Source organism: Methylobacter sp. BlB1 (genome assembly GCF_015476545.1).
Classification (GTDB): domain Bacteria; phylum Pseudomonadota; class Gammaproteobacteria; order Methylococcales; family Methylomonadaceae; genus Methylobacter.
Genome location: NZ_JADMKV010000042.1, coordinates 18,266 through 41,079, shown reverse-complemented (window position 1 = coordinate 41,079; position 22,814 = coordinate 18,266). Strand labels below are relative to the sequence as shown.

Below are 22,814 nucleotides of genomic sequence, written 5' to 3'. Positions count from 1 at the left end.
GATTAACACAACCGTCGCGCTAGCGACACTTTGCTAAACCGATCTGAATTCAACTTACTGCGTAACATCAGTTAGGAGTTTTGATTATGGATATTCATGGCCCGATAGCCTCGGAGCCCTCAAAAGATTCAGGCATGATACCGGAAATCAAGCTATCGACCGCTGATCTCCCGGCGCGAGAGCGGCATGAATGGCTGCGCGAAGTGATAGGGCGGGAATATGCCAATGTCGAAGTCACACCGCCGGCCGACGGCAGCCTGTTCAATGAAATGACGATATACCCGTGGCAGAATTTGCGCCTGTCCACCATACGGTCGAGCGCCATTTGCCTGGAGCGGCTACCGCGCGAGCCGCATTTGGTGAGTCAGGATACCTACTTTGCGGTTATCCTGCTCTCAGGCGGCTACCTGCTGGAGCAAAATGGCAAAACCGTTGTTCTGCAGCCGGGGGATATGACGCTTTACGACGCCACGCAGCCCCATCGCATACACTGCCCGCAGCACTTTTCGAAACTGATCGTTTCGGTCCCAAGGCCGATGCTCAGGGACAGAATAGCCGGCATTGAGCATTGCACGGCACTGCGTATCCCCGGCAATAAAGGCATCGGTTCCGTGGCGGCCAATTTCATCCGCACTGCTGCGAGCCAGACCGGCCAATTGAATGCGCAGGAATTTTCCGCGCTGGCCGATCATTCCCTTGATCTGCTGACATTGGCGTTGGCCTCTGTGCGCCCGGCAAACTTCAACGTGTCCAGAAGCCGTTCCATCGCGCTGAACAGAGTCAAGGCATTCATCGAACGCCATCTTGCCAATCCGGATCTGGATACCGCGCGGGTCGCCGGCGGCGTCGGCTTGTCGCCGCGCTATATCAATGATCTGTTTAAGAACGAAGACACTTCCCTGATGCGCTATATCTGGCAGCGGCGGCTCGAAAACTGCCGGAAAGACCTGATTGACCCGGTCCATGCAGGCCATCGGCTTTCCGACATCGCATTCCGTTGGGGTTTCAACGATTTGTCGCACTTCAGCCGCGCGTTCAGGCAGCGCTTCGGCTGCTCGCCGACAGAATACCGGCAGCAGCCGAAAGCCTAACGGATAGGCCTTAAAACGGCATTCAGCGAAGCGGTAACGATATCGTCATGGCAGGCTATGCCGGTATGCGCCCCGCCGTTGTATTTGAGCCGGACATAACAAGCCGCCTTGGCATCGCTACCGGCCGTTATGGCGTGCTCGTGGTAGTCGGTAATTTCGATAACCTGGCCCAACTGCCGTTCCAGCGCGTTGACAAACGCATCCAGCGCGCCGTTGCCGGTTCCTGCCACCGTTATCTCGCCTGCGCCCGAAACCAGACGCGCAGAAATCGTCTCATGCTGGTCGTGATCGAGATGAAATCCGGCCAGTTGGTAAACCGGCTGCACGGCAAGATAGGTCTGCTCGAACAAGGCCACCAGCTGCTGCGCGCTTATCTCCTGGGCCTCTGCTTCGGTCCGGCGCTGCACGATCTGGCTGAATTCAATCTGCAGCCAGCGCGGCAGTTGCAGGCCCAGTTCCCGCTCGATGATATAAGCGGCGCCGCCTTTGCCGGACTGGCTGTTGATGCGGATGACCGCCTGGTAATCGCGTCCGACATCGGCCGGGTCGATGGGCAGATAGGCGACGTTCCACGGCTGCCCCGGCCGGCGGGCTTCAAGGCATTTCTTGATCGCATCCTGATGGCTGCCCGAGAAAGCCGTGAACACCAGATCGCCCGCGTAGGGATGGCGCGGATGCACGGCAATCTGGTTTAACTGGCTGACCTGGCGGCTGATCGAGCCCAGGTCGGAAAAATCCAGCTCGGGATCGACGCCCTGGCTGTACAGATTCATGGCCATGACCATGATATCGGCATTGCCGGTGCGCTCGCCGTTGCCGAACAGCGTGCCCTCGACGCGCTGGGCGCCGGCCATGAGCCCCAGTTCGGCGGCCGCTACCGCGCAGCCCCGGTCGTTGTGGGTATGCAGGCTGATGATGACCGCCTCGCGATGCCGGATATGCGTGCTGAACCATTCGATCTGGTCGGCGTAGACATTCGGCGTCGAGACTTCAACCGTCGACGGCAAGTTGAAGATAATCGGCCACTCGGGCGTCGGCTGCCAGACATCGGCGACGGCGTTGCAGATTTCCACGGCGAAATCAGGTTCCGTCGCGGTAAAGCTCTCCGGCGAATACTGAAACTGCCACGCGGTCTCCGGCTGCGCCGCAACGCATTCCTTCATCACGCGTGCGCCATCCACGGCCAGCGCGATGATGCCGTCCTTATCCATCTTGAAGACCTGCTCGCGCTGCGCTCTGGACGTGGAATTATAAAAATGCATGATGGCCCGTTTTGCGCCTTTTAAAGCCTCGAAACTGCGCCGGATCAACGCTTCGCGCGCCGGCATCAGCACCGATACCGCGACATCGTCCGGTATCAGCCGCTGCTCGATCAGCAGGCGGATAAAGTCATAATCGGTCTGCGAGGCCGAAGGAAAGCCGACGGCGATCTCCTTGAAACCGATCCGGACCAGGAGCTTGAAGAAAGCCGTTTTCTGCTCGATGGTCAAGGGATTGATCAGCGCCTGATTGCCGTCGCGCAGATCCTCGCTGCACCAGATGGGCGCCTGTTCAATCCGCCGGTCGGGCCACTGCCGTTGCGGCAGGCTGATGACTGGACAAGGCTCGTACTTATGATGATCGAAAACCGCTCGCTGTGCTGTATTCATAATGCCTCCTCGCTCAATTATCGTTAAATGAAGCCACAGTATAGGGAAAAGGCTTGAGCGAATGATTGCCAATATGCCGGCAAAAACAGCTTTTTAAGCAATTATTGCTTACTGATCATCATCTGTTTGTATAATCATTTCCGCCATTGCCTAAATCCGAAAACGACCCTGCTGAATTGTTATGAAACTAGATAGAACAGACCGACGCATTCTGGATGAAATACAAAAAAACGCCCGCATTTCCAATCTGGAACTGGCTGACAAGATAGGGCTTTCGCCCTCGCCCTGCTCAAGACGAGTCAAACAGCTCGAAGACGGCGGCTTCATCGACCGCCATGTGACCCTGCTGAATCAGGCCAAGCTGCAACTGAAGCTGACCGCTGTAGTTCAGGTCAGCATGGACCTGCACACGCCGGAACGGTTCGAAAACTTCGAAGCCCTTGTCAGCGCCTGGCCCGAAGTGCTCGAATGCTACCTGATCACCGGCCAGTCCGCGGATTATCTGTTGAAAGTGATCGTTCCGGACATGGATCATTATCAGGAATTCCTGCTCGGCAAACTGACCCGCATCGACGGCGTCAGCGGCGTACAATCCAGTTTCGTATTGCGCAAGGCCATCGATACGACCGTCTTGCCACTGCATCACTTGTAGCCTTTGTTTGCGAACTTAAAGGCAACAAAGCCCGGAAATGAGGTCTAAGGCATTAATAATGACGAGTTGGCGTAGGCTGCCCTCGTCCGCTTCCGGCCATATCAAGCGGTCCGGTATGTTCATTTCGGAAGGAGAATAGTCATGACAGTCAGCCCCATCCCCGACGGTTACCACAGCATCACCCCTTATCTGTGCATTGAAGGCGCAACTGAAGCCATCGAGTTCTACAAGCGCGCGTTCGATGCGGCCGAAGTGTTCCGGCTAGTTACGCCAGACGGCGAGATCGGGCATGCGGAAATCAGGATCGGCGACTCATCTTTCATGTTGTCCGAAGCCTGCAGCCGAAGCCCGCTGCTCAGTCCCCAAGCGCCGGGCGGCTCATCCGTCGGCCTGTATTTATATGTGGAAGATGTCGATACGCAATTTGCGAAGGCCGTCGATGCCGGGGCGAAAGTCATCAGCCCCTTGCTGGATCAGTTTTACGGCGACCGGACCGGCGTCCTGCAAGACCCTTTCGGGCATATCTGGTATCTGGCTTCGCGCATCGAAGACCTGTCGCATGAAGAGATCAGCAGGCGCGCCGAAGCGCTTTTCAGTGCGCAATGCGGATAAGGCCGATGTCGTCTCTGCCCCAGCTCCTGTGTTGATTGCAGTTAATTGCTATACAATTAACCGCTGATAATGAGCGTTATGGAAATCATAATTATGCTGAAAAAATTCATCGCCAAAACCGCCGACCTCTTTTTGGGATTATTGGTGGGCATTTATATCGTTCTGGAAGAGCTGGTCTGGGACAAGATAGCCGAGCCGATTTATAACTTTATACACGGACTCAAAATTTTACAGAAAGTCGAAGCCATGATTTCCAGGCTCGATCGTCATGCGCTGCTGATCATCTTTTTAGCGTTGTTCACGCAAGTGGAACTGCTGGGCATCATCGCGCTGAAGCTGATGGCTACAGGCCAGATCATCTCCGGCACGCTGCTGTATGCCGGCAAAATTCCCATCGCCGCGTTCACCTTCTGGCTCTTTAACATCTCGAAGCAACAACTCATGACCTTCGGCTGGTTCAGGCAACTGTACGAACTGGTGGAACTGGCCATACACAAGATCAAGTCCAGCGCCATCCATCGGCATATCATCGCCCGGCTCAAGTCCGTGAAGGAATGGTTTAAAATCCGGCTGTCCGGCCCCCGGCTGCTGGTCCGCAGACTAATGGAAAAACTCAGAAGTTCAGACCATTTTCGCAAATCAAATAGTTAATTTTGCTCTGACTTTTGCTTATTGGCGCATGATGGTTTAGTAGGCAGGCCGAGAAACATTGTCGCCTCGATCTGACTAAACCCATATAAAGTTACCGATGATCATGCATTAAATCTCATATGAAAAATAGCCGCTTCATATCATTGCTAAACAGATTTCTGGTGTGTTTGCTGATGAACGGTCTATTTACGGGATGTACCACTTTGGAATCCCGGCTGTCTATCGAACCTTATACCAAAAACAAGCCGATGCGGGATGAGCTTGAGACGGTTGCGGAAGCTTATTGCCGAAAAAAGCGTGCAGGTCCGGACTCTGTTGGTTCAGAGATGCAACCTGATTTTATTTTTACTACCGATGGCTGTTCTCGGTGGCTTGATGACTCATGGGCAGCCTGTTGTATTGCGCATGATATTGCTTACTGGTGCGGAGGCAGCGTGCAGAATCGCCAAGAAGCAGATCAGGAGCTCAGGCGATGCGTGCAAAACAAAACGCAGGTTATGGGCAGTCTTATTTATGCCGGCACCCGTATAGGCGGAGTGCCCTGGTTGCCAACCCCATGGCGCTGGGGTTACGGATGGGATGACTGGCCCCGGAGTTATGAAAAATCCCAACCTCTGCCTTCGGTTAAAAAACTTATGGAAGAACTTAAAATTCATGACATTATTGAACATCATCTATCGAACAGCAGAAAGTGAAGGTTACAGACGGTTTTTTATTGAACAGAAATTAAAGCCTGATCCCGGCTTAAAGTCCCTGCGGACTTAATGCATGAGAGTAATGATTATTTCTGACCAGAGCTGGCAGGCATTCGGAGGAAAAAATCAATGAATAATGATGCTCCTGGATTGCGGATCGTTTATGAAGGATCACTTCGGGATGGAATTTACGCTTTTATAATCTTCGCCCTGCTTGCCGTAGTAGTAACGCTATGGATCTTGTACAGAAAAAACACCTTAAAAACCAAATACCTGTTGCTGATAATCTGGGGCATTTTTCCTCCCATGTGGTTTGTTTTGGAGTATTTTTTTATCTTTTTACCTTATGGCGTCAAGGACTCTTTCGCTTTCTTTCAATATGGACAGAATATCGCATCCAAACTTTGGGCTGCTGTTTTTGCTTTAATCTCGATTGATCTTTATAAAACGAAGGAAAAAGAGAAGGAAGACAAAAAAGATGAGACCGAAAAGGAACCCTAAACCGGACATCAATTTATTAATCCGTGAACAGCGGGCATCAATACCAATATTTTAAAATGACAGGATTTTTTCAGACGAGAGACGATCTTTCTCTCTTTTTTAATACATTGTCCAGCACTTCATCAAAGGCATCTATTGTGTTTCTACATGGTGTGGGCGAACACATCGGCCGCTATGAAGCCATTTTTCAATCGTTTACGGCTCAAGGGTATAGCTGTTTCGGCTTTGATCAGCGAGGCTTCGGGCAATCTGACGGCGAGCGAGGGCATATCAATTCATTTACAGAATACGTCGATGATTTAGCCCGATTTATTGATGAAATTGTTAATAAAGACGCAAAAATGCCGGTCTTCTTATTTGGCCACAGCATGGGAACGCTTGTCACACTGGCTTATGCCTTGCAATATTCAACGAAAATACGCGGATTAGTGATTTCCTCATGCCCACTAAAATTTGCCTACTGGCTTGCCAATTTTGGTGGTCTTCTTGCCGATGCATTGTCGGAAATAGCCCCGCAAGTCAAGATTCCCAATATGATAGATCCCGATGAGTTGACGGACGACCCACTAGTTATTGAAGCCTTTAAGCATGATCCTTATATAGTTAAAGACGTTTCGCTCAGTTGGCTGCACGAGTTTAAGCTGACACAGAAAAATATTTTGCTCAATGCCAACCGGATTTTACTTCCCACCTTAATTTGTCATGGTGATGCTGACCCTATTGCGGCAGCTGCGGGCGCAGAATTACTGTATGAAAAATTGGGCAGCGACGATAAATCGTTAATTATTTTTAATGGATTAAAGCATGAGCTTTTGAACCATCTAGCCGATGAAAGGGCACAGGTCCTGAAGAAAATTTTCGAATGGCTGGATAAGCATTGCTAACTTTTTTGCTCGACATCGGCTGACCGGGTTGGAAAACTCTCTCCACACGGCATAACAGACCGATGCCGCGCAAATCATGTAGGGTACGCACTGCGTACCATTTTCCTATCCCCTAATAAAAAGATACGCGATACGTACCCTACAATGATCTCCTTTATACATTTATCGTTGTCGCAGTCCATAGGAACGCTGAAGATGATGACGCCTATCCACTATTTCGCTTTGGACTTTATAGGTCTTCCATAAGTCAAGCAAACTACTGTTCTACCGTTACAAAAGCTATTTTGGTGATGCCCGCATGCTGAACAGTCGCCATTATTTCGGCCACCTTGGCATAAACCACGGCTTGATCGGCGTATAAGTGCACGCCGGTCTCGGGATTTTTCACTATCTCATCCTTTAAAGCGGTTTCCAGCGCAGAGAGGTCCGCCATAGGCTGTTTGTTGAGCGTAATGATCCCTTGCGCATCGATGCCCAACTGCAACGGTTGCTCTTTCACATCCGCCGTGGTCTCGGCGGTTTTCGGCAACGCTACATGCACGGATTGAGTCAGTAGCGGTGCGGTCACCAATAAAATGATCACCAGCACCAGCATCACGTCTACCAGCGGCGTGACGTTGATTTCGCTCATCGCATCTTCGCTGTCCGATTGCGTTTTGAAGGCCATGGTTATGCCCTGCCTTGCCTGTCGGCGCTAAAGACAATGTGCATGAAGCCGGCGACGAAGTTTTCCAGGTCGGCGCGGTGCTGTTTGACGCCGCGCATGAAGAAGTTGTAGGCCAGTACCGCAGGCACGGCAACGGCAATGCCGATGGCGGTGGCGATCAGGGCATCGCCAATGGGGCCGGCGACCACATCCAGGCTGGATGAACCGCTTTGGGTAATCTCATGCATGGCGTGCATGATGCCCAGGACCGTGCCGAACAGGCCGACAAAGGGGGCGGTACTGCCTATGCTGGCGAGCATGGTCAGGCCGGCTTCCATCGCGCGCTGCTCCTGCTGCATGTGGATAAGCAACGATTGTTCCAGCTGCTCGGTCGGCTCCCCCTGATATTTCAGGTGCTTGCCTGACGCCTGTTGGCTGCCGTCCAGCCAGGTGAAACCTTTTGTGGCAATGCGGGCTTGCGGCCCTCTGGCCAGCGTTTCAGGCAAGGCGCGAGCGGTAGCAAGATTCGGCGCCTCCCAAAACGCGCTGTTAAAACGGCGGTTGTAATAACCGTTCTTGCCGAATTGCCAGAGCTTGAACAGAATCAGCGTCCAGGTGATCACTGAAAAAGCCAATAATGCATACAAAGTCCCGTCGACAATCAATTGGGGAGCAATATGGTAAGGCATGCCTTCTTTTCTCCTAACGTTCTAAAGTAAAATTAATGGGTACGATCACCGAGCTGGCTATTGCCGTATTGCCCCGTTTGGCGGGATTGAACCGCCATTTCCTGACCGCCTCGACAGCCGACTCATCCAGCGCCTCGAAACCGCTGCTGCTGTGTATGGCGACGGCCTCGCTATAGCCTTCGGCAGACACGCTTACCCGTAGCCGTACCGTACCCTGCCAGCCTCGCCTTTTGGCAATGGCCGGATATTTCGGGGGAGGATTGAAACCGTAGTTGGCGTTGACGCTGGCTTCGGTATAAGGCGCTGCATTACTCGGTGCCTTGCTTGCTGACGCTGTAGCTCTGGGAGCTGCGCTTGAGTTTTGCGAATTCGACGGTTGCGCTGCCGATGCCACAGGTGAAGGCGCAGGCAGCTTCTCTTCGGCGATTGCCTCTGCTTTTGGCGGTTTCGCTTGTTTGGGCTTTTCCGGCGCTTTTTTCTTCAAGGTTTTTTTGACCGGCGTTTTTTTCGGTTTGGGCGGTTCAGCCGGTTTGGGTGGTGCCGGCGGCGCGGTTACGGCTTTGGGGCCCGGCGCTGAAACCAATGACACTTCCATCATCAATGGTTGCGCCATCGTGACCGGTTCCTTCGGCTGCAACAACCATTGGGCGGCCCAGATGTGCAGCAGCATCACCAGAACAAGCAGTAAACTGCCGATCGAGCGAGGCTTTTCTTCTCCGGTTAAAGCTTCAAACAAGGTTCGCTTTTTGCGCGCGACCGATGGCGCCGCACCGCCCAGAAGCGGTAAACTCTGCCCGATCAAGCCCTGTTCGTGGTTATTGAATAAATACATGGGAAATATGCCTTCCTTAATTTGCCCCAATGCCAGGTGTTGTTCACTACTATGCCGGATAACGGCGGCCCAGCCTGCTGGCGCTTTATTATTATTTGGTTAGTCAAGGTAACGCAGGTGCGAACGGCATCGTTAAAAATTGTCGAAGCCGGCTCCACCAAAGCATGTCATGGATTTTCTTAACCTCATTGTATTGGTACAAGTTGCCGCTGCTGCCTGCTGAAGCTGATCGGCCTTTCTCACTCATCCTGCCGTTTGCAGGAAAGCGTGTTTAAAAGCGCCGTGAGCCGGTCCAGTTTCACATCCACTTGCGTTACATATTCCCTGAGCTGAATCATTTGCGCCTGAATATCGTTGGCATTCTCATGGACATGCTGGAAATGAACCTGAAAATACCGAGGCAACGGAAACAGATCCAGCAAGTCATCACCCTCGTGAACCCGGCGCTCTTCGGGTATCTTGGGGGGCTTGGAGCTTCTCTTGCGTTCTTGCGCCAGCTTTGGTGTTGTCATGCGTCCTTCCGCTTCGATGTTATCGGTCTTACCGGTTTTCTTCATTAAGACAGAGCAGTCCTCTAAATGCATATCAGCAATAACATTAAGTCGTCCCACAAGTCACGGTAGCCAATGTCTGTGGTTCAGTTAATCCATCCCTGGATTCTGGACGTCATGCCTGACGTTTTTCTTGGGGTGCTAGAAGTTCCGAACAGCCGTATTTTGGGAGGGAATAACGGCTATCTCAGAACTTCATCTTAAAAGACGATTCAGTCGTGAAAATCCCTCACTCCGAAAATAAAAAATTATTTTAGGCGGGTTGTAGAGTTTGGCGGCCTGATGCTTTTGGCATCAGCCGATGATGACGAGCCAGTCGCTCAGATGTGTCATCCTGACTGACAGACTCTTTTCCAGTGTTTCGAGGATGTGCGCCGGATCGCGCAGATTGATGCGGCCGTTGATTTTCAATTGGCGCAGGCTGTTGTCCTTGAAGAGAACCACGCCGTTTCTGTAGCGCTGCACTTGTTCAATGACATCGCCCAGGGCAATGTCTTCGAAGACCAGATAGCCGTTCAGCCAGGATGTCGTCAGTTTCGTATCGAGCCTGCCGGTTGCGCTGTGTCCATCCCGGCCAACCGATACAGCATCACCGTCACGCAGGACAACCGACTGCCGCCAGCGCTGGCTATCCGTCACTTCGACGCGGCCCGACAATACTTTGACCTCATCGCTGCGGCCTTTTTCGTGCACGAAGAACCGGGTGCCCAATACGCGTGTGATGGAATGGTCGCCGTGAACGACAAAAGGCCGACGGGCATCGGGCTGCACATCGAAAAAAGCTTCGCCCTTCAGCAACTCGATGGTCCGCTGGTCGCCCTGCATCGTAACCGCCAGCGCGCTGTCCGTGTTAAGCGTGACGACGGAACCGTCCTCCAGACGCACGGTTTTCTGTTCGCCGACCTTCGTCGCATAGTCGGCCTGGAGCAACACGGTCAGTTCAACGCGAAAGACAAACGCCAGCGCCAGGCAGGCGGCCATAGCCAGCAGCAGCCGTTGTCTAGGGCGCGCTTCTTTTTTCAAGCAGAAAATTTCGGGCGGCTTTGTTTCGGCCTCGCTTAATGCCTGCTTCAAAGCGGCATCGCCCCACAGCATGCACATATCATCGTACGCTTGCTGATGCGCAGGGTTATGCGCCAGCCAGCGCGCAAACGCGGCTTTTTCTTCATAGCCGACATTTTCCGCGCGCAGCCGCACAAGCCAGGCGGCCGCCTGTTCGTCGACCAGATCCTCGCTCCCTGATTCCTCATTAAAATCGTTATCGTGCTTCATATTCGGCATACCTAAACTACTATCAGGACTTACGCAAGCCTGTTGGTAGGCGAAGTCTCCCCCACAGGTCTTACACCACTTGTTTCAGCAGTTGAACAGATAAACCGTGTAAGTCCCTGTCTATATTAATAGACGATTATAATGCTATTTTTCCTCATTTATTTACTGCTTAATATTCTGGCGCCCCGTCCTCAAAAGCTCAATCCCTGCCAGTTAACGGATCAATCGACTTCGGGTTTCAGTGTCAGCCTGTGCTCGACCTTGCCGGCCAGCAGCGCGATAGGCAGGCCATTCACCCAGTGGCGGTGCTGATCGCGATAATAAGACGACAGCGGATGCCCCGACTGGCCGCCGGGCATGTGCATGATGCCTTCGTCGAGATGCGCGGGTGAAACGACCAGTCGTTCGCTAGCGCCGAAAGCCGGACCGACCGCCCGCACGCAGTTGGCGCAGCCGGCCAGGGCGTCGGCCGGCATGTCCAACAGAACCCCGAGCAGCGGCATGGCCGTGGAGAAAGGATGGCCGATTCGGGCCTTGTTGACCTGGCCCCAGGTCAGTTCGGACAGCGCCGTATCGGGATAGTCGGTCTTCAGCTGCTGGGCACTGTGCTTTAACTGGCCCAGGATGAAGTCATCCCAGTTGTGGTAATTGGCCGGGTCCGGCAGCAGCTGCGGCACTTTCTCGGTGAGCATGGCCTGCAGAGGCGTGTCGATATAAGACCAGGCATAGTTGAAATTTTTATCCATGCTGCGACTGGCTTCCAGGAACGGACTGAACACGCTTATCGCCAACTGCCGCCGAAACCGCTCCAGCAGGGCAAAGCCAAGGCTGTCCGTATCTGCCCTGCCGTTCCAGGCCCGCAGCGTGTCGCGCAGTTCCCGCAGTTCCGGTTGCCGCTCAATCGTCTTGGGCGACAGCACGTCCAGCGCCAGTTGCTGATAAAACCCGTAGAATTCGTTTCCGGTATCGAGCTGCAGCCCGAACATGGCCCCTTCATTGATGGCCGGCATCTCTTTGAGCCGATGGGTGATGCGGTAGGCGCGGTAGCCGCTCGCGAACTGGCGGCCGATCACGTACGGATACGCTTTGCCGAGGCGGCGGTCATTGGCCGATACCAGTATGCCGGCGGCGGGATCGATCTCGCGCGGCAGCTGGCGCTCATCGACGTAGCCGTCCCAACCGACCTTGCCGTCAGCCCAGGAACGGCTGACCGAGCCATCGAAACCGACGCGCTTGGGAATCTGGCCCATGACCGTCCAGCCGATACGGCCCTGATTATCGGCCAGCAGAAAGTTCAGCTGCGGGCCGCCGGTATGGTTGACGACCGCCATGGCCTGCTCCAGCGTTTCAGCCTGATCCAGATCCAGCAGCCCGAGATTGACGACAGTGTCGTCGAGCGCGCTCCAGTGCACGGCGACCGGCTTGCCCAGCAGCGGCTCCTGGGCCACAGGCCCCCAGATGCTGCGCCTGACGGTCACCTGCAATGGCGCGGCATCCTTGATGCGAATGGTTTCGCTGATCTGTTCAAACGGTTGCCATTTATCGCCGACGCGGTACTGGTCCGGATTCTGCGGATTGATCTCCAGGCTCACCAGATCCAGGAAATCGCCCGTCAGATTGGTGCCGCCCCAGGCCAGCCGGTCATTGCCGCCGGTGATGAACACGGGCATGCCGGGCAAGGTCACGCCTGCCGTGCGGCCGGAGCCGTAATCCATTTCGGCGCGGTACCAGATATTGGGCACTGAAATACCCAAATGCATGTCGTTGGCCAGGATGGCGCGCCCGTCATGCGTTTTCGCGCCGCTGACCACCCAAGCATTGGAGCCGGCCACCATATCCCGCAGTTGCACGGCTTCGGTGAGTTTCAGCGCGGCCGGCGCATGCCGGGCAAGCGCCATCTCCAGCGAAGCCACAGGAATGGGTCGGGCAGGCCGGTAAGGTTCGGCGTCGCCATACAGGCTATCGGTGAAACGATCGGTATCCGGCGTCAGGAAAGACACGACATCGGCCGGCAGGCTTTTCTCCATGACCGTCAGCATGCGCTCTTCTTTCTCTGACCCGGCCGTCAGGTTGTCGAACATGCCCAAAGCCACCAGCAGGCTGTCCTCCGGCGTCCAGCGTTCAGGACGGTAGTCCAGGGCCGTGAATTCGAAAGGCAGGGCCCGTGCGTTATCGATATAACTGTTGATGCCATCGGCGTAAGCTTCGAGATAGCGCCGGTGAGCCTGCGGCAGTTTGGCCACGACGGCTTTTGCGACGCGGGAAAAACCGTAGGTTCGCACTCTGATGTCATTATTGACGGCGATCTGACCGAACAGCTCGGCGAGTCGGCCGGCATTCTTGCGGCGCATCAGATCCATCTGAAACAGGCGGTCGCGCGCCGTGATATAGCCAAGCGCCCGCAGGGCGTCGGCCCGATCGCCGGCCTTGATCACGGGAATGCCGTGGCTGTCGGACGTTACCGTGACGGGTGCGGACAGCCCCTGCACCCTGAACTCGCCGTCCTGGGGCGGCAGCGACCGTTCCAGGAACAGGAAGCCCGCGCCTAGCCCAAGCATACTCAGGCCCAAAAGCGTGAACAGGAAATAAAGGAGTAGTTTTCGAATTCGTTGCATGAATATTCCGGTTTTTGTGCCTTCTTAAAGTTATGCAAAAATTACCACGAAGGTCACAAAGATGCAGGCCTGTAAAACTTCGGGCCCTGTGTTATCGACAATTTGGGCCATATCGATTTATAGACCGGCATAAGGCGGGTGTAATTCCAGGCAGCCGTCAGAAAATAGGGGCATTTTCTTTCGCAGCGCCCGAATTGCCTCCCCTGAGCAGGCTGAGATACATAGATTAGAGGGCTTCTTACAGAGCCTGCCGCCTTTTAAATGAACTGTGTTATTTAGCGCATTATGATGTGTGAAATCACTTAATGATGAGCATGTGTATAAGCTCTGCCAACATCATTTTCGCCCGGAAAAAAACAGAATCAAATCTCATGCCCGCCTGAAACGCATGGCCCGACGCCGCAATAACCTTTTTATGTCTACCGTTTCTATTATTTTAGGCATAAAAAATGCTTTTCAGCTTTCAAGCGCAGACGTGAAATCGCGCATCGTTAAACGCTCATTGTTTCCGGGCGATCTTTATCTGGCTATTAACGACCAAGGAAGAGAAATTGAACATAGAAGCTCTTTACCAGCAACATCAAGACGAATTGATTTACCATGTTTTCGGCATACTGCATTGCCGCGATATCGCGGCGGACATTGTTCAGGAAAGTTACATCAAATTGTCACGCGAAGCCGAAAGGCAAAAGATCGAACATCCCCGCAGCCTGCTGTTCCGGATCGCCCATAATCTGGCGCTCGATTACCTGAAGCACGTAAAGGTGACGGAAAGTTACGCGCAGTCCGAGGATCCGGCCCTGATTCCGGCGACCGAATCGCCATCGGCCGAACAATTGGTATCAGATGCTCAAAGGCTGCATCTTCTAAGGCAGGCCATAGCGGAATTGCCGCCCCGCTGCCGCCAGGCTTTCATTCTGCATAACATCCACGGCATGAGTTATCGCGACATAGCCCAGGCGCTAAACATATCCGAAAGCGGCGTCGAAAAACACATCATGAAAGGCTTGCTGCACTGCCGCAAGCAGATGAAAAAACGGCTGCCGGAACAAAAATACGGCTGAAGCGCCTATCGCAAAAGAACCGCTTGCAGGCCAATAACCAACATGAGGTCTACCCGCTGTTAAGGCAGGCGCCAATGCCGGAAATGATCAGAGGCAGGGGCATGACTGTGCCCCGCCCGAAACCTGAAAAACAGGCTCTATTTAAATTTCCAGTTCCATATCCAGCACTAGCGGCGCAAACATCCCTCTGACGCTATCCCGGACAAAAGCGGGCGCTTTTCCAGGTGAGCCGGCGTTATAGGGCGGCGCCGGATCATATTCCGCTTGCAGCTGAATGGCTTCAGCATATTCCTTGCCGCGCAAAGCACCGACAATTTGCAGGCCCAAATCAATCCCGGCCGTAACGCCGCCGCCGGTCACTAGATTGCCGTCCCAAACTACGCGCTCGCTCACGGGCGTCGCTCCGAACTTTTTCAATAATTCCAGCGTTGTCCAATGGGAAGTGGCCTTTTTGCCCTTCAGCAGGCCGGCCTTGCCGAGCAGCAAACTGCCGGTGCAGACGCTGGCGATGTATCTGGAATTGGCCGCTTTGGTTTTGATGAAGTCGATAAACGGTTTGTTTTTCATGGCCGCCAACGTCCCGGCTGCACCGCCCGGAACAAACAAAATATCCAGTTTTTCCGGACATTCGCTCTGCCTGTGCGTAGGAACAATTGAAAAATTACCGCAAGACACCGGCGTCAGGTCATCGGTGGGAGAAATTAGATATACTTCGGCGCCCATCATGGCGGTAAATAAAAACTGCGGATTAATCAGATCCGGCGCATAAAAGCCGGGGTATAAAAGCATCGCAATTTTTTCATTCCCCATCATTTTTACGTCCGGATCGCTCATGAACGCTTTATGGGCCTGCATGGAATCCGATTGAGCCTGGATTTTTCGCTGTTCATCGTTTTCGGCCGCTTTGACGCTGTTGCCCAAAGGGGCGAGAAAAGCGGCAAATAATGCCAGCTTGGTAAATTGTCGACGATCCATAAAATAGTCCTGATTCGTTGTATTAATGTAAATCCCGATGGACAGATTAAACAGCCATCGGGAATTGCCGAAAACGTCAGAAGATCACTGAGCCGCTGAAATAGACGGTCGTGCCCTGGGAAGGCGTCACGCGGGTATCGAAGTAATTCAGCCGCTGAAAATAATCGTTGTCGGTCAGATTCTTGATCGAGACGCCCAGCTTGTAGGCTTTTGTCCTGTAAGCGATATCCGCATCTATGGTGTAAAAGCTCTCAGTGCTGAATAAATTGGCTTTGTCCACATAGGCGCTTGATTGGGCATAAATTCCGGAACCTATGCTCCATCCTCTCAACATCGCGTCCTGAAAAGCGTAATTGGCCCAGAAACGGCCGGAATGCTTCGGCACGCCCGGCAGACGGTTGCCGTCAGGCACGCCTGCCAGACTGTCGGTGAATTCCGCCTCGGTAAAGGCATAATTTCCTAACAAACTTAAGCCTTCTGTTACTTGCCATGTCGCATCGGTCTCGATGCCCGTCGAACGCTGCTGCCCTTTAGTGACCGACCGGAATTGGGCATCTGTGAAATCGGTGACTCTGACGTTTTCCCGCTCAATCTGGTAGACCGCCAGTTGTCCTGTCAGCTGCTCGGCGATATCAAACTTTATGCCCGCTTCGATCTGATTGGAAAGCTCAGGCTTGGGCGTCGAAGCATAATTGGCGCCGCCCTGGCCGCGCATGCCTTCGCTGTAGTCGACAAACAGCGAAAATTCATCCGTTATGTCAATAAGCCCGCCGACGTTAGGCAGGAAACGTCCCTCATCGGAATTGAATTTTGAGCCGCTAGCCGTGTTGACGAAATCGGTCGTGACATTGGCTCTGCGCACGCTTGCCAGTAAGTGCAGGCGGTCATAGATCGTGCTTTGCAGCTGCACATAGCCGCCATAAGTCGTGTTTCGGGTAAATTGAGTTTGTTGGCGCGTGCCCGGATGGCTGTACGGAACCGGAAAGGACGGAGCGGCCAGGTCTACAAAAGCGACGGGCATCATGTCGAAATCCATGAAGCCGTCGTCATCCAGCTCACTGAAATCGGCGCCCAGCAGTACCGTATTCTTGGTCGGGCCCAGATCGAATTTAGCCGTTCCATAAACCTGCACGCTTTTTTCTTCCTGCTCCTGGCCCAGCTCGCTATTGACCAGCCCCCATGTCGACGGGAGAACGAGCGGTTGATCGGCTCCGAAGCTAAAGCCCTTGCCGAGCAGATTCTGCGACAGGGTATCGAATTTGGAATGGGAATAGCGTCCTTTGGCGGTGAACGACCAGATATCATTCAGCTTGTGGTCCAGCGTGCCCCAGACGCCATAGAATTCCGAATTGCTCTTTGCGATATCATCCGGACCGATGAACAGTTCCGGCCGGATCCTGAAATTGCCCGCAACGGTGCCGGTCGCCGGCAAGCCCTGGTAGTCCTGCTGCTCCCATCGTGAGAACTTGCCCTGCAGGGTGAAAGTGGTATCGTCGTTGTTAGTGAAGGTCAGGGTAGGATTGACATTGAACCGGTCCGTATCGAGCACGTCGATGTTGCTGCTACTGTTCGTGTATTCACCTGTGAACCGGAACAGGACGTTGTCGTTGATCGGCTGGTTCAAGTCCACAAACGGCTGGGCAAAATCATACAGGCCGGCTTTGACCCCTAATTCATAAAACGCTTCCTTTTTCGGCAGCTTGGAAACCAGGTTGATCATCCCGCCCACCGGAGAACCGTTGCCGCCGGCGTAAAGCACCGCATTGGCGCCTTTCAGCACTTCAATCCGCTCGATATTGACCATGCTGCCCTGATCGCCGGCATTCAGATACTGGTTAAAGCCGTCGATGAACTGCCGGGCCGCAAACCCGCGGATCAGGGTAGGTTCAAAATTGGGAGAAACCGTTGAAAGGCGCGGCACAACACTGCTCACGTTGCGCAAGCTTTCTTCCACCGTAATGGTTTGCTGGTCATCCGTCACGGCCTTTGGGATGACCTGAATGGACATCGGCGTTTCCATGATCGGCGTATCGGTTCTGGTGGCGGTGGCCGCATGGGTGACGGTATAAGCCGTGGGATCGTCCGTCTCGTTTTTTCCTACTACGGTCATTGCCTGCAATGTGGTCGCATTCACCTTCTGCACCTGGCCCTGATGGTTTGGCGTTTCCAAAGTGATGGTCTTATCATCGCTGTACCGGTAATTGAGCCCGGTGCCTTTCAGCAACTGCCCCAGCGCCTGTTCCGGCGTATAACTGCCGTTAAGCGCGGGCGCCTGCAAGTGTTCGGCGACAGCGCTGTCATAAAGCACCTGCAGCTTGGTGTCGGCGGAAAAGCGGATCAATGCGGTCGATAAAGATTGCGCCGGAATATTGAATTGCACCGCATTGCCGGCATCGGCGGCATAGCCGTCTTGTCCCGCGGCAAGCAGAATAGCCAGAACCCCTGCCGCTTTGATAGTTTTTTGCCCCTGTTTACGGCTTTTTGATAATTTCATGCTGTATTTCTCTTTTTTGTTATCAAGCGTTACCTATGACTAAAGACGACGCGTCTTGGATTTTCCCTTAGCCGAAGTTGAAAAAAATGCAAGGAAGTTTGAAATTTTTTTATGGAAGATGACTTGGCAGCTGAACCGCTTAATTTATCCGGATACACTCAATCAGCGCCTAATAAAGTAGAACCAGACGCTCGGACAGATTCAGGGCGTTTATCTTTAACGTTGCCTTGATCCCGTCAACCGCAGCGTTCGGCTCATTGGTATCGAACACGCCGCTGACGATGCGTTCTTTCAGTTCCGGGTTGATGAGCAGAATCTGGCCGCGCCGGTAACGATTGACTTCATCGACCACCGTCGCTAAGGGCTGACGGTTAAAAATCAATTGTCCGCGCTGCCACGCCAGCGCTTCCAGAATATTGGCCGGCTTGACCGGCCCGATCCGACCCTGTTGATAACTGACCTGCTGATTCAGATGCACCAGAACGGCTTGATGGGCATTGTTTGAAGAGAGTTCCACCGTTCCTGCGCTGACGATCACGCGCATGGCGTCGGCAAAGTCCCTGACGCTGAAAGCCGTGCCTACGGCGCGGGCGCTGGCTGTGCCGTTAGTGACGATAAACGGGCGGCTTTTATTCGGCGCTACATCGAAATAGCCCTCTCCGCGCAGCAGTTCGATCCGCCGTTGCGCCGCCGAGAACTCCACGTTTAGCGCCGTATCGGTGTTCAGCGTGATCCGAGAGCCGTCATCGAGCGCAATGGTCAGGCGTTCGCCCGGTCCTGTGTGATAATCGCTTTGCCAGTTCTGGTAGAGTATCGACAACTGATTGGACAGCAGCACGGCAATCCCCAAAATCAGCGAGGAAACAGCCATGAAGCGCCGGGAATGGGGACTTTTATTCGCCAAAGGCGGCGGCACCTGCTCGGCATCGACTTTTGCCTGCACCCGCTGCGCGGGCGCTTCCAGCATTTCCCAGAGCCCCCGCATCCTGTCATAAGCCCTGGCATGTTCCCGGCTTGCCCGATACCAGCTTTTGAAGCGGGCCTGTTCTTCGGCCGTCACGTCATCTGCCTGCAGGCGCGCAAACCAGACGGACGCCTGCTCGGAAACACATGGGGGCTGCTCTGAAGAGTTCTTGATGGGCATGGCCGGGTATTGTAGTACCTCAATAAACAGAAAAGGACATGTCAATAAGACGTCTGACAAGCGTCTTTCCCTTATTACGGAGGAACTATTTTTGTTCTGTCATCCGGAGCGGGTCAGTCAATCTGTTTGCGGATCTGCTCGAGAGCCTTGCGCATATGACTTTCCACGGTACGGGGCGAGATGCCAAGCGCATCGCCGATCTCCGTATAACTTTTGCCTTCCACGCGGCACATCAAGAAGACCTCGCGGCATTTCGGCGGCAGACCGTAAATGATCTGTTCAAGCATCTCCAATTGCTGACGGTTGGCCAATACGGTCTCCGGCTCGGGCGCCTCGCAGATGAAATCGTCCGTAACCGGTCCGGCGTCGCGCTGAAGCAGCCGTGCCCGGCTGCGAAGATGGTCAAGGGCAAGATTATTGGCAATCCGAAATAAATAGGCGCGCATATTTTCGATAGTGTCCGCTTTTCGATGGCGGGCAACACGCAAATAAGTTTCCTGAGTTAAATCCGTTGCGGTTTCGGCGCACTGTACCTTGTACGTCAAAAATTGCATCAAATCCTTTTGATGCTGAAGAAAACACGATGACAAACTCTGATCGGGAAATAAATTCATCGTCAAATCAATTCCTTTGATGTTCAAGAATGATGCTGCTATGGAAATTAAAGAAGGGGAAATCCCCTTAATCTTTTTAGCAAATACAGTGCCAATTACAGCCAAACCTTTAAGTTATGCGGCCTGGCGCTCATTCCATCAGTTAGAACGGTTTCGTGACAAGTCATAAAAACTATGTCATATGCCGCACTCGATAGGTTATATGACATAGTTTTTTTAATTTTAGGACTGACCTATGCTTGGGCGACTGAAGTCTGCAGTGAATTCGATCCTTCAACGGCGTAACATCAGTTTCTAAAAAGAACGCAAAGCACACTTTACGATAGATCGTTTCCCACGGTTATTTTTAATGGAAGCCAGGCACACCTGCAGGCAGATAAAAAACGGCAGCGGGATAAAAATAATACTGAGGTTAAATGGCCTGTCAGTCGTCTGATTCATGACTGAAGAGCATCAGCTCACAGAATTTTAATAAGGCATCAACAATGGCTAATAATAACCAAGAAAACAACACTATCTATCGGGTCGTGGTCAACCATGAGGAACAATACTCGATCTGGCCCGATTACAAAGAAATTCCCGACGGCTGGAAGACAGTTGATAAAACCGGCGACAAACAGACATGCCTCGATTACATCAAAGATGTCTGGACGGATATGCGTCCGTTGAGCTTGCGCAGCCAGACGGGGCATCAATGATCAAATGACGGTTGAGTCAAGGCGTAATGCAGTTCGTCAAAGTCGACCGGTTTGGTCAAATAACCGTTAAATCCGGCTGCTCGCGCCTGCTCACGATCCACCTCCCGTCCGTAACCGCTCAGGGCGATCAGCTGCGTCCTATTCATGTCAGGATGCTGCCGCAGCGCCCGAGCCACTGCGTAGCCATCCATGCCAGGCAGACCAATATCGAGCAGCACGATCTGCGGCCGTTTAGCCAGTGCGATTTCCAAGGCGCTGTAGCCGTCATAAGCCAGCAATACTTCGTGCCCTTCGCTGGTCAGCAGCAGGGACAGACTTTGGGCCGCATCGCGATTATCATCGACCACCAGAATGTGCAAAAGGTCCGCCGCCCATTTCGGCTTTGCTGCATGGGCGATCGGGACGGCCGGCGCTGGCTGCACGCGAGGTAGACGAATGCCGAATTCGCTGCCTTGGCCGCGGCCTTCGCTGCTGACCCAGACCTCGCCGCCGTGCATCGTTACCAGGCTTTTAACCAGTGACAGGCCAATGCCCAGCCCGCCTTCCGAGCGGTCGAGAGTGCGATCTACCTGATAGAATAATTCGAACAAGCCCGGTAACGCCGAAGGCGCGATGCCCCGGCCATTGTCGCGCACCCGGAGCAAGATGTCATCGCCTGCCTGCTCAACGGTCAGGTCAATACGGCCGCCTTCATCGGTATATTTGGCGGCATTGTTGAGCAGGTTCGACACGACTTGACAGAGTCGTACCAGATCGCCTTCGACATAGATAGGTTCTGATGGCAATTGTGCCGTAAAGGCATGATGGCGAGCCTCAATCAAGGGCTGCGTGGTTTCCACCGCCCACTGCACGATAGCTGACACCTCGAGAATTTCTTTCTTGAGCTCGATCTTGCCGCGGCTGATGCGCGAGACATCCAGCAGGTCATCGACCAATTGGACCAGGTGGTCGACCTGACGGTCGATGATATTACGGCACCAGGCCAACCGCGCTTCGTCCAGATCGGGCCGCTTCAGAATTCGCGCCGCATTACGAATCGGCGCCAAAGGATTGCGCAGTTCGTGAGCCAGCATGGCGAGGAACTCGTCCTTGCGCTGGTCGGCTTCCCGCAACTGTTGCGCTTGCTCGGCCAAATGCGCCTCGTTTTGCTTACGGTCGGTAATATTTTCAGCCGAGACGATAATACCGCCAATGGCGCCATTCTCGTCGACCCAGGGCATTACTGCCCAACGCGACCAATGCTCGCTGCCATCCTCATGGACCCATAGGTCTTCTTCATTTCTCAGCATAGCGCCAGCCAGGCACTGCTGATGGACCAATTTCCACCTGTCCGGCAAGTCCGGATGCACATCATAGTGATTGAGTCCGCGCAAATCGGCGTAACCGCGGCCATAATCATGCAGCCAGGGGCCGCTGGTTTCCAGATAATTCATGTCCCGGTCGAACATGGCCATGGTAGTGGGCGCTTGGTGAATGAAAGTTTTCAGTTGCGAGCGGGATTTTTTTAGCGCCTCCTCGGCATGGATGCGTTCTGAAATATCGACCGCCATGGACAGTAACCCTACGATACTGCCTTCGTCGTTGCGCACCGGCGATAGCTGGAAATCGACCATAATGAAGTCATCGCCTTTTTTCACGGCCACGTCATAACGCGCTGTTTGCCCCCGCAGGGCGTCGGCCATGGCCGTCCTTAATTGTGCCTGGACCGTCTCGTCATAAAACCAGCACGGCAAGTCGTAGAAGTAATGATGAATGACATCTTCTCGGCGTTGACCAAGCTGATCCAATGCGGCCTTGTTGATTTCCAGAATGACTCCGCGGGTATCTAACAAGGCGATATAGGCAAATTGATTATCGATGAGGCTTTTTAAATGCTGGGTGTTTTCCTCTAAGGCACTATTCACATCAATCGTTTGCTTCAATTCTCTGGCTAATTGCTGGCGATAGCGATGCATAGCCTCAAGCAACGAAGAGACGAGGATGCCGTCAATGAAAAACACCATGTTTGACCAAAAAGCGGTTTGCAGAACCTCGACTGAAAAAGAGTAATAAGGCGGTGTAAAGATATAAGTGGCGAAGAGCAATCCAACGATTGTTGCCAGCAGCCCGGCACCGAACCCACCGATAAAAGCCGCCAGAGTGACCGCAGGAAAGAATGTCACATACTGCAGGCCGGCATTGATAGGCGCCATAGCCAGACGTATCCACAAAGCCAGGAACATCAATGCCATAGTAACGATAAGAAGATAAACGCCGCCTCGTCGCTTCAGAGCGGGATATGAAAAATGCCTGGCTAGTCTGCATCCTGAACGATGGCTGAAGGCAAACAAGCTATCTATTATGGACATTATCAATCCTTATGATAAAAAAGCTGAATTATCGCCCTCTGACGGAAGCCATTTCAAGAACAACGCGATAAGGCACAATTCATAGGGCGCAATAGGCGCTAGCCGTATTGCGCCGCATGCTGGCCTTCGGCCATTCT

General features: G+C 53.4%; 22 protein-coding genes. 10 read left to right on the top strand and 12 right to left on the bottom strand.

Annotated features, from left to right (window positions below; all coding sequences use genetic code 11):
• Window positions 1-86: 86 nt before the first annotated feature.
• Entirely contained in the window at window positions 87-1,091 is a 1,005-nt protein-coding gene (locus IT781_RS15095; protein WP_228779188.1) for a helix-turn-helix domain-containing protein, read from the top strand.
• On the opposite strand, the gene leuA is transcribed toward IT781_RS15095, so the two are convergent.
• Window positions 1,088-2,740 carry a 2-isopropylmalate synthase gene (gene leuA, locus IT781_RS15090; protein ID WP_194971001.1) on the bottom strand — a complete coding sequence of 551 codons (1,653 nt, stop codon included), beginning with the start codon at window positions 2,738-2,740 and terminating at the stop codon, window positions 1,088-1,090. The two genes, IT781_RS15095 and leuA, sit on opposite strands and share 4 nt — an antisense overlap.
• A 181-nt stretch (window positions 2,741-2,921) precedes the next feature.
• Between leuA and IT781_RS15085 the strand changes: the two genes are divergently transcribed.
• The 6 genes from IT781_RS15085 (at window position 2,922) to IT781_RS15060 (ending at window position 6,735) form a co-directional block, all read left to right on the top strand.
• Window positions 2,922-3,392, top strand: a complete 471-nt coding sequence (locus IT781_RS15085; RefSeq protein WP_194971000.1) for an Lrp/AsnC family transcriptional regulator — start codon at window positions 2,922-2,924, stop codon at window positions 3,390-3,392.
• 141 nt (window positions 3,393-3,533) lie between these two features.
• Window positions 3,534-4,004, top strand: coding sequence for a VOC family protein (locus tag IT781_RS15080; protein WP_194970999.1), 471 nt, complete (start codon window positions 3,534-3,536; stop codon window positions 4,002-4,004).
• A 93-nt stretch (window positions 4,005-4,097) separates the two neighbouring features.
• The gene (locus tag IT781_RS15075) at window positions 4,098-4,655 is read left to right on the top strand and encodes a hypothetical protein (RefSeq protein ID WP_194970998.1); all 558 of its coding nucleotides are present in this window, start codon (window positions 4,098-4,100) and stop codon (window positions 4,653-4,655) included.
• 173 nt (window positions 4,656-4,828) lie between these two features.
• On the top strand, window positions 4,829-5,350 hold the full coding sequence (locus IT781_RS15070) for a hypothetical protein (protein ID WP_228779187.1): 522 nt from the start codon (window positions 4,829-4,831) through the stop codon (window positions 5,348-5,350).
• A 129-nt stretch (window positions 5,351-5,479) separates the two neighbouring features.
• Window positions 5,480-5,851: a hypothetical protein gene (locus IT781_RS15065; protein WP_228779186.1), complete on the top strand. Its 372-nt coding sequence runs from the start codon at window positions 5,480-5,482 to the stop codon at window positions 5,849-5,851.
• 56 nt (window positions 5,852-5,907) lie between these two features.
• Entirely contained in the window at window positions 5,908-6,735 is an 828-nt protein-coding gene (locus IT781_RS15060) for an alpha/beta hydrolase (RefSeq protein WP_194970996.1), read from the top strand.
• Between the two features lie 256 nt (window positions 6,736-6,991).
• Here IT781_RS15060 and IT781_RS15055 read toward each other — a convergent pair whose 3' ends face one another.
• The 6 genes from IT781_RS15055 to IT781_RS15030 all read right to left on the bottom strand — a co-directional run bounded on the left by IT781_RS15055 (window position 6,992) and on the right by IT781_RS15030 (window position 13,340).
• Window positions 6,992-7,402 (bottom strand): biopolymer transporter ExbD, encoded by a 411-nt coding sequence (locus IT781_RS15055; RefSeq protein ID WP_194970995.1) that lies wholly within the window; start codon window positions 7,400-7,402, stop codon window positions 6,992-6,994.
• Window positions 7,403-7,404: 2 nt separating this feature from the next.
• Complete coding sequence (locus IT781_RS15050) at window positions 7,405-8,070, bottom strand: MotA/TolQ/ExbB proton channel family protein (RefSeq protein WP_194970994.1); 666 nt, start codon at window positions 8,068-8,070, stop codon at window positions 7,405-7,407.
• Window positions 8,071-8,083: 13 nt separating this feature from the next.
• Entirely contained in the window at window positions 8,084-8,902 is an 819-nt protein-coding gene (locus IT781_RS15045) for an energy transducer TonB (protein WP_194970993.1), read from the bottom strand.
• 239 nt (window positions 8,903-9,141) lie between these two features.
• Window positions 9,142-9,459 (bottom strand): hypothetical protein, encoded by a 318-nt coding sequence (locus IT781_RS15040; protein WP_228779185.1) that lies wholly within the window; start codon window positions 9,457-9,459, stop codon window positions 9,142-9,144.
• A gap of 288 nt (window positions 9,460-9,747) precedes the next feature.
• Entirely contained in the window at window positions 9,748-10,725 is a 978-nt protein-coding gene (locus IT781_RS15035) for a FecR family protein (RefSeq protein ID WP_194970992.1), read from the bottom strand.
• A 221-nt stretch (window positions 10,726-10,946) separates the two neighbouring features.
• Complete coding sequence (locus tag IT781_RS15030) at window positions 10,947-13,340, bottom strand: penicillin acylase family protein (RefSeq protein ID WP_194970991.1); 2,394 nt, start codon at window positions 13,338-13,340, stop codon at window positions 10,947-10,949.
• 551 nt (window positions 13,341-13,891) lie between these two features.
• Between IT781_RS15030 and IT781_RS15025 the strand changes: the two genes are divergently transcribed.
• A complete protein-coding gene (locus IT781_RS15025) occupies window positions 13,892-14,404 on the top strand; it encodes an RNA polymerase sigma factor (protein ID WP_194970990.1) in 513 nt (170 codons plus the stop codon).
• 141 nt (window positions 14,405-14,545) lie between these two features.
• On the opposite strand, the gene IT781_RS15020 is transcribed toward IT781_RS15025, so the two are convergent.
• The 4 genes from IT781_RS15020 to IT781_RS15005 form a co-directional block, all read right to left on the bottom strand.
• Window positions 14,546-15,379 (bottom strand): DJ-1/PfpI family protein, encoded by an 834-nt coding sequence (locus IT781_RS15020; protein ID WP_194970989.1) that lies wholly within the window; start codon window positions 15,377-15,379, stop codon window positions 14,546-14,548.
• A 76-nt stretch (window positions 15,380-15,455) separates the two neighbouring features.
• Complete coding sequence (locus IT781_RS15015) at window positions 15,456-17,873, bottom strand: TonB-dependent receptor (RefSeq protein WP_194970988.1); 2,418 nt, start codon at window positions 17,871-17,873, stop codon at window positions 15,456-15,458.
• 169 nt (window positions 17,874-18,042) lie between these two features.
• On the bottom strand, window positions 18,043-19,077 hold the full coding sequence (locus tag IT781_RS15010) for a FecR family protein (RefSeq protein ID WP_228779184.1): 1,035 nt from the start codon (window positions 19,075-19,077) through the stop codon (window positions 18,043-18,045).
• A gap of 53 nt (window positions 19,078-19,130) precedes the next feature.
• Window positions 19,131-19,631: an RNA polymerase sigma factor gene (locus IT781_RS15005; RefSeq protein WP_194970987.1), complete on the bottom strand. Its 501-nt coding sequence runs from the start codon at window positions 19,629-19,631 to the stop codon at window positions 19,131-19,133.
• Between the two features lie 40 nt (window positions 19,632-19,671).
• On the opposite strand from IT781_RS15005, the gene IT781_RS22625 reads away from it, so the two are divergent.
• Together IT781_RS22625 and IT781_RS15000 are read left to right on the top strand one after the other, a co-directional pair.
• Window positions 19,672-19,800, top strand: a complete 129-nt coding sequence (locus tag IT781_RS22625; RefSeq protein ID WP_255528706.1) for a hypothetical protein — start codon at window positions 19,672-19,674, stop codon at window positions 19,798-19,800.
• Between the two features lie 316 nt (window positions 19,801-20,116).
• On the top strand, window positions 20,117-20,329 hold the full coding sequence (locus IT781_RS15000) for an MbtH family protein (protein WP_194970986.1): 213 nt from the start codon (window positions 20,117-20,119) through the stop codon (window positions 20,327-20,329).
• Here IT781_RS15000 and IT781_RS14995 read toward each other — a convergent pair.
• The gene (locus IT781_RS14995) at window positions 20,323-22,677 is read right to left on the bottom strand and encodes an ATP-binding protein (RefSeq protein WP_194970985.1); all 2,355 of its coding nucleotides are present in this window, start codon (window positions 22,675-22,677) and stop codon (window positions 20,323-20,325) included. The two genes, IT781_RS15000 and IT781_RS14995, sit on opposite strands and share 7 nt — an antisense overlap.
• Window positions 22,678-22,814: the final 137 nt, after the last annotated feature.

What these genes read in the sequence shown, in the direction of transcription:
- IT781_RS15095 (WP_228779188.1), top strand. Translation starts at nt 87, where the DNA reads ATGGATATTCATGGCCCGATAGCCTCGGAGCCCTCAAAAGATTCAGGC.
- leuA (WP_194971001.1), bottom strand. Translation starts at nt 2,740, where the DNA reads ATGAATACAGCACAGCGAGCGGTTTTCGATCATCATAAGTACGAGCCT.
- IT781_RS15085 (WP_194971000.1), top strand. Translation starts at nt 2,922, where the DNA reads ATGAAACTAGATAGAACAGACCGACGCATTCTGGATGAAATACAAAAA.
- IT781_RS15080 (WP_194970999.1), top strand. Translation starts at nt 3,534, where the DNA reads ATGACAGTCAGCCCCATCCCCGACGGTTACCACAGCATCACCCCTTAT.
- IT781_RS15075 (WP_194970998.1), top strand. Translation starts at nt 4,098, where the DNA reads ATGCTGAAAAAATTCATCGCCAAAACCGCCGACCTCTTTTTGGGATTA.
- IT781_RS15070 (WP_228779187.1), top strand. Translation starts at nt 4,829, where the DNA reads ATGAACGGTCTATTTACGGGATGTACCACTTTGGAATCCCGGCTGTCT.
- IT781_RS15065 (WP_228779186.1), top strand. Translation starts at nt 5,480, where the DNA reads ATGAATAATGATGCTCCTGGATTGCGGATCGTTTATGAAGGATCACTT.
- IT781_RS15060 (WP_194970996.1), top strand. Translation starts at nt 5,908, where the DNA reads ATGACAGGATTTTTTCAGACGAGAGACGATCTTTCTCTCTTTTTTAAT.
- IT781_RS15055 (WP_194970995.1), bottom strand. Translation starts at nt 7,402, where the DNA reads ATGGCCTTCAAAACGCAATCGGACAGCGAAGATGCGATGAGCGAAATC.
- IT781_RS15050 (WP_194970994.1), bottom strand. Translation starts at nt 8,070, where the DNA reads ATGCCTTACCATATTGCTCCCCAATTGATTGTCGACGGGACTTTGTAT.
- IT781_RS15045 (WP_194970993.1), bottom strand. Translation starts at nt 8,902, where the DNA reads ATGTATTTATTCAATAACCACGAACAGGGCTTGATCGGGCAGAGTTTA.
- IT781_RS15040 (WP_228779185.1), bottom strand. Translation starts at nt 9,459, where the DNA reads ATGAAGAAAACCGGTAAGACCGATAACATCGAAGCGGAAGGACGCATG.
- IT781_RS15035 (WP_194970992.1), bottom strand. Translation starts at nt 10,725, where the DNA reads ATGAAGCACGATAACGATTTTAATGAGGAATCAGGGAGCGAGGATCTG.
- IT781_RS15030 (WP_194970991.1), bottom strand. Translation starts at nt 13,340, where the DNA reads ATGCAACGAATTCGAAAACTACTCCTTTATTTCCTGTTCACGCTTTTG.
- IT781_RS15020 (WP_194970989.1), bottom strand. Translation starts at nt 15,379, where the DNA reads ATGGATCGTCGACAATTTACCAAGCTGGCATTATTTGCCGCTTTTCTC.
- IT781_RS15015 (WP_194970988.1), bottom strand. Translation starts at nt 17,873, where the DNA reads ATGAAATTATCAAAAAGCCGTAAACAGGGGCAAAAAACTATCAAAGCG.
- IT781_RS15005 (WP_194970987.1), bottom strand. Translation starts at nt 19,631, where the DNA reads ATGAATTTATTTCCCGATCAGAGTTTGTCATCGTGTTTTCTTCAGCAT.
- IT781_RS22625 (WP_255528706.1), top strand. Translation starts at nt 19,672, where the DNA reads ATGGAAATTAAAGAAGGGGAAATCCCCTTAATCTTTTTAGCAAATACA.
- IT781_RS15000 (WP_194970986.1), top strand. Translation starts at nt 20,117, where the DNA reads ATGGCTAATAATAACCAAGAAAACAACACTATCTATCGGGTCGTGGTC.
- IT781_RS14995 (WP_194970985.1), bottom strand. Translation starts at nt 22,677, where the DNA reads ATGTCCATAATAGATAGCTTGTTTGCCTTCAGCCATCGTTCAGGATGC.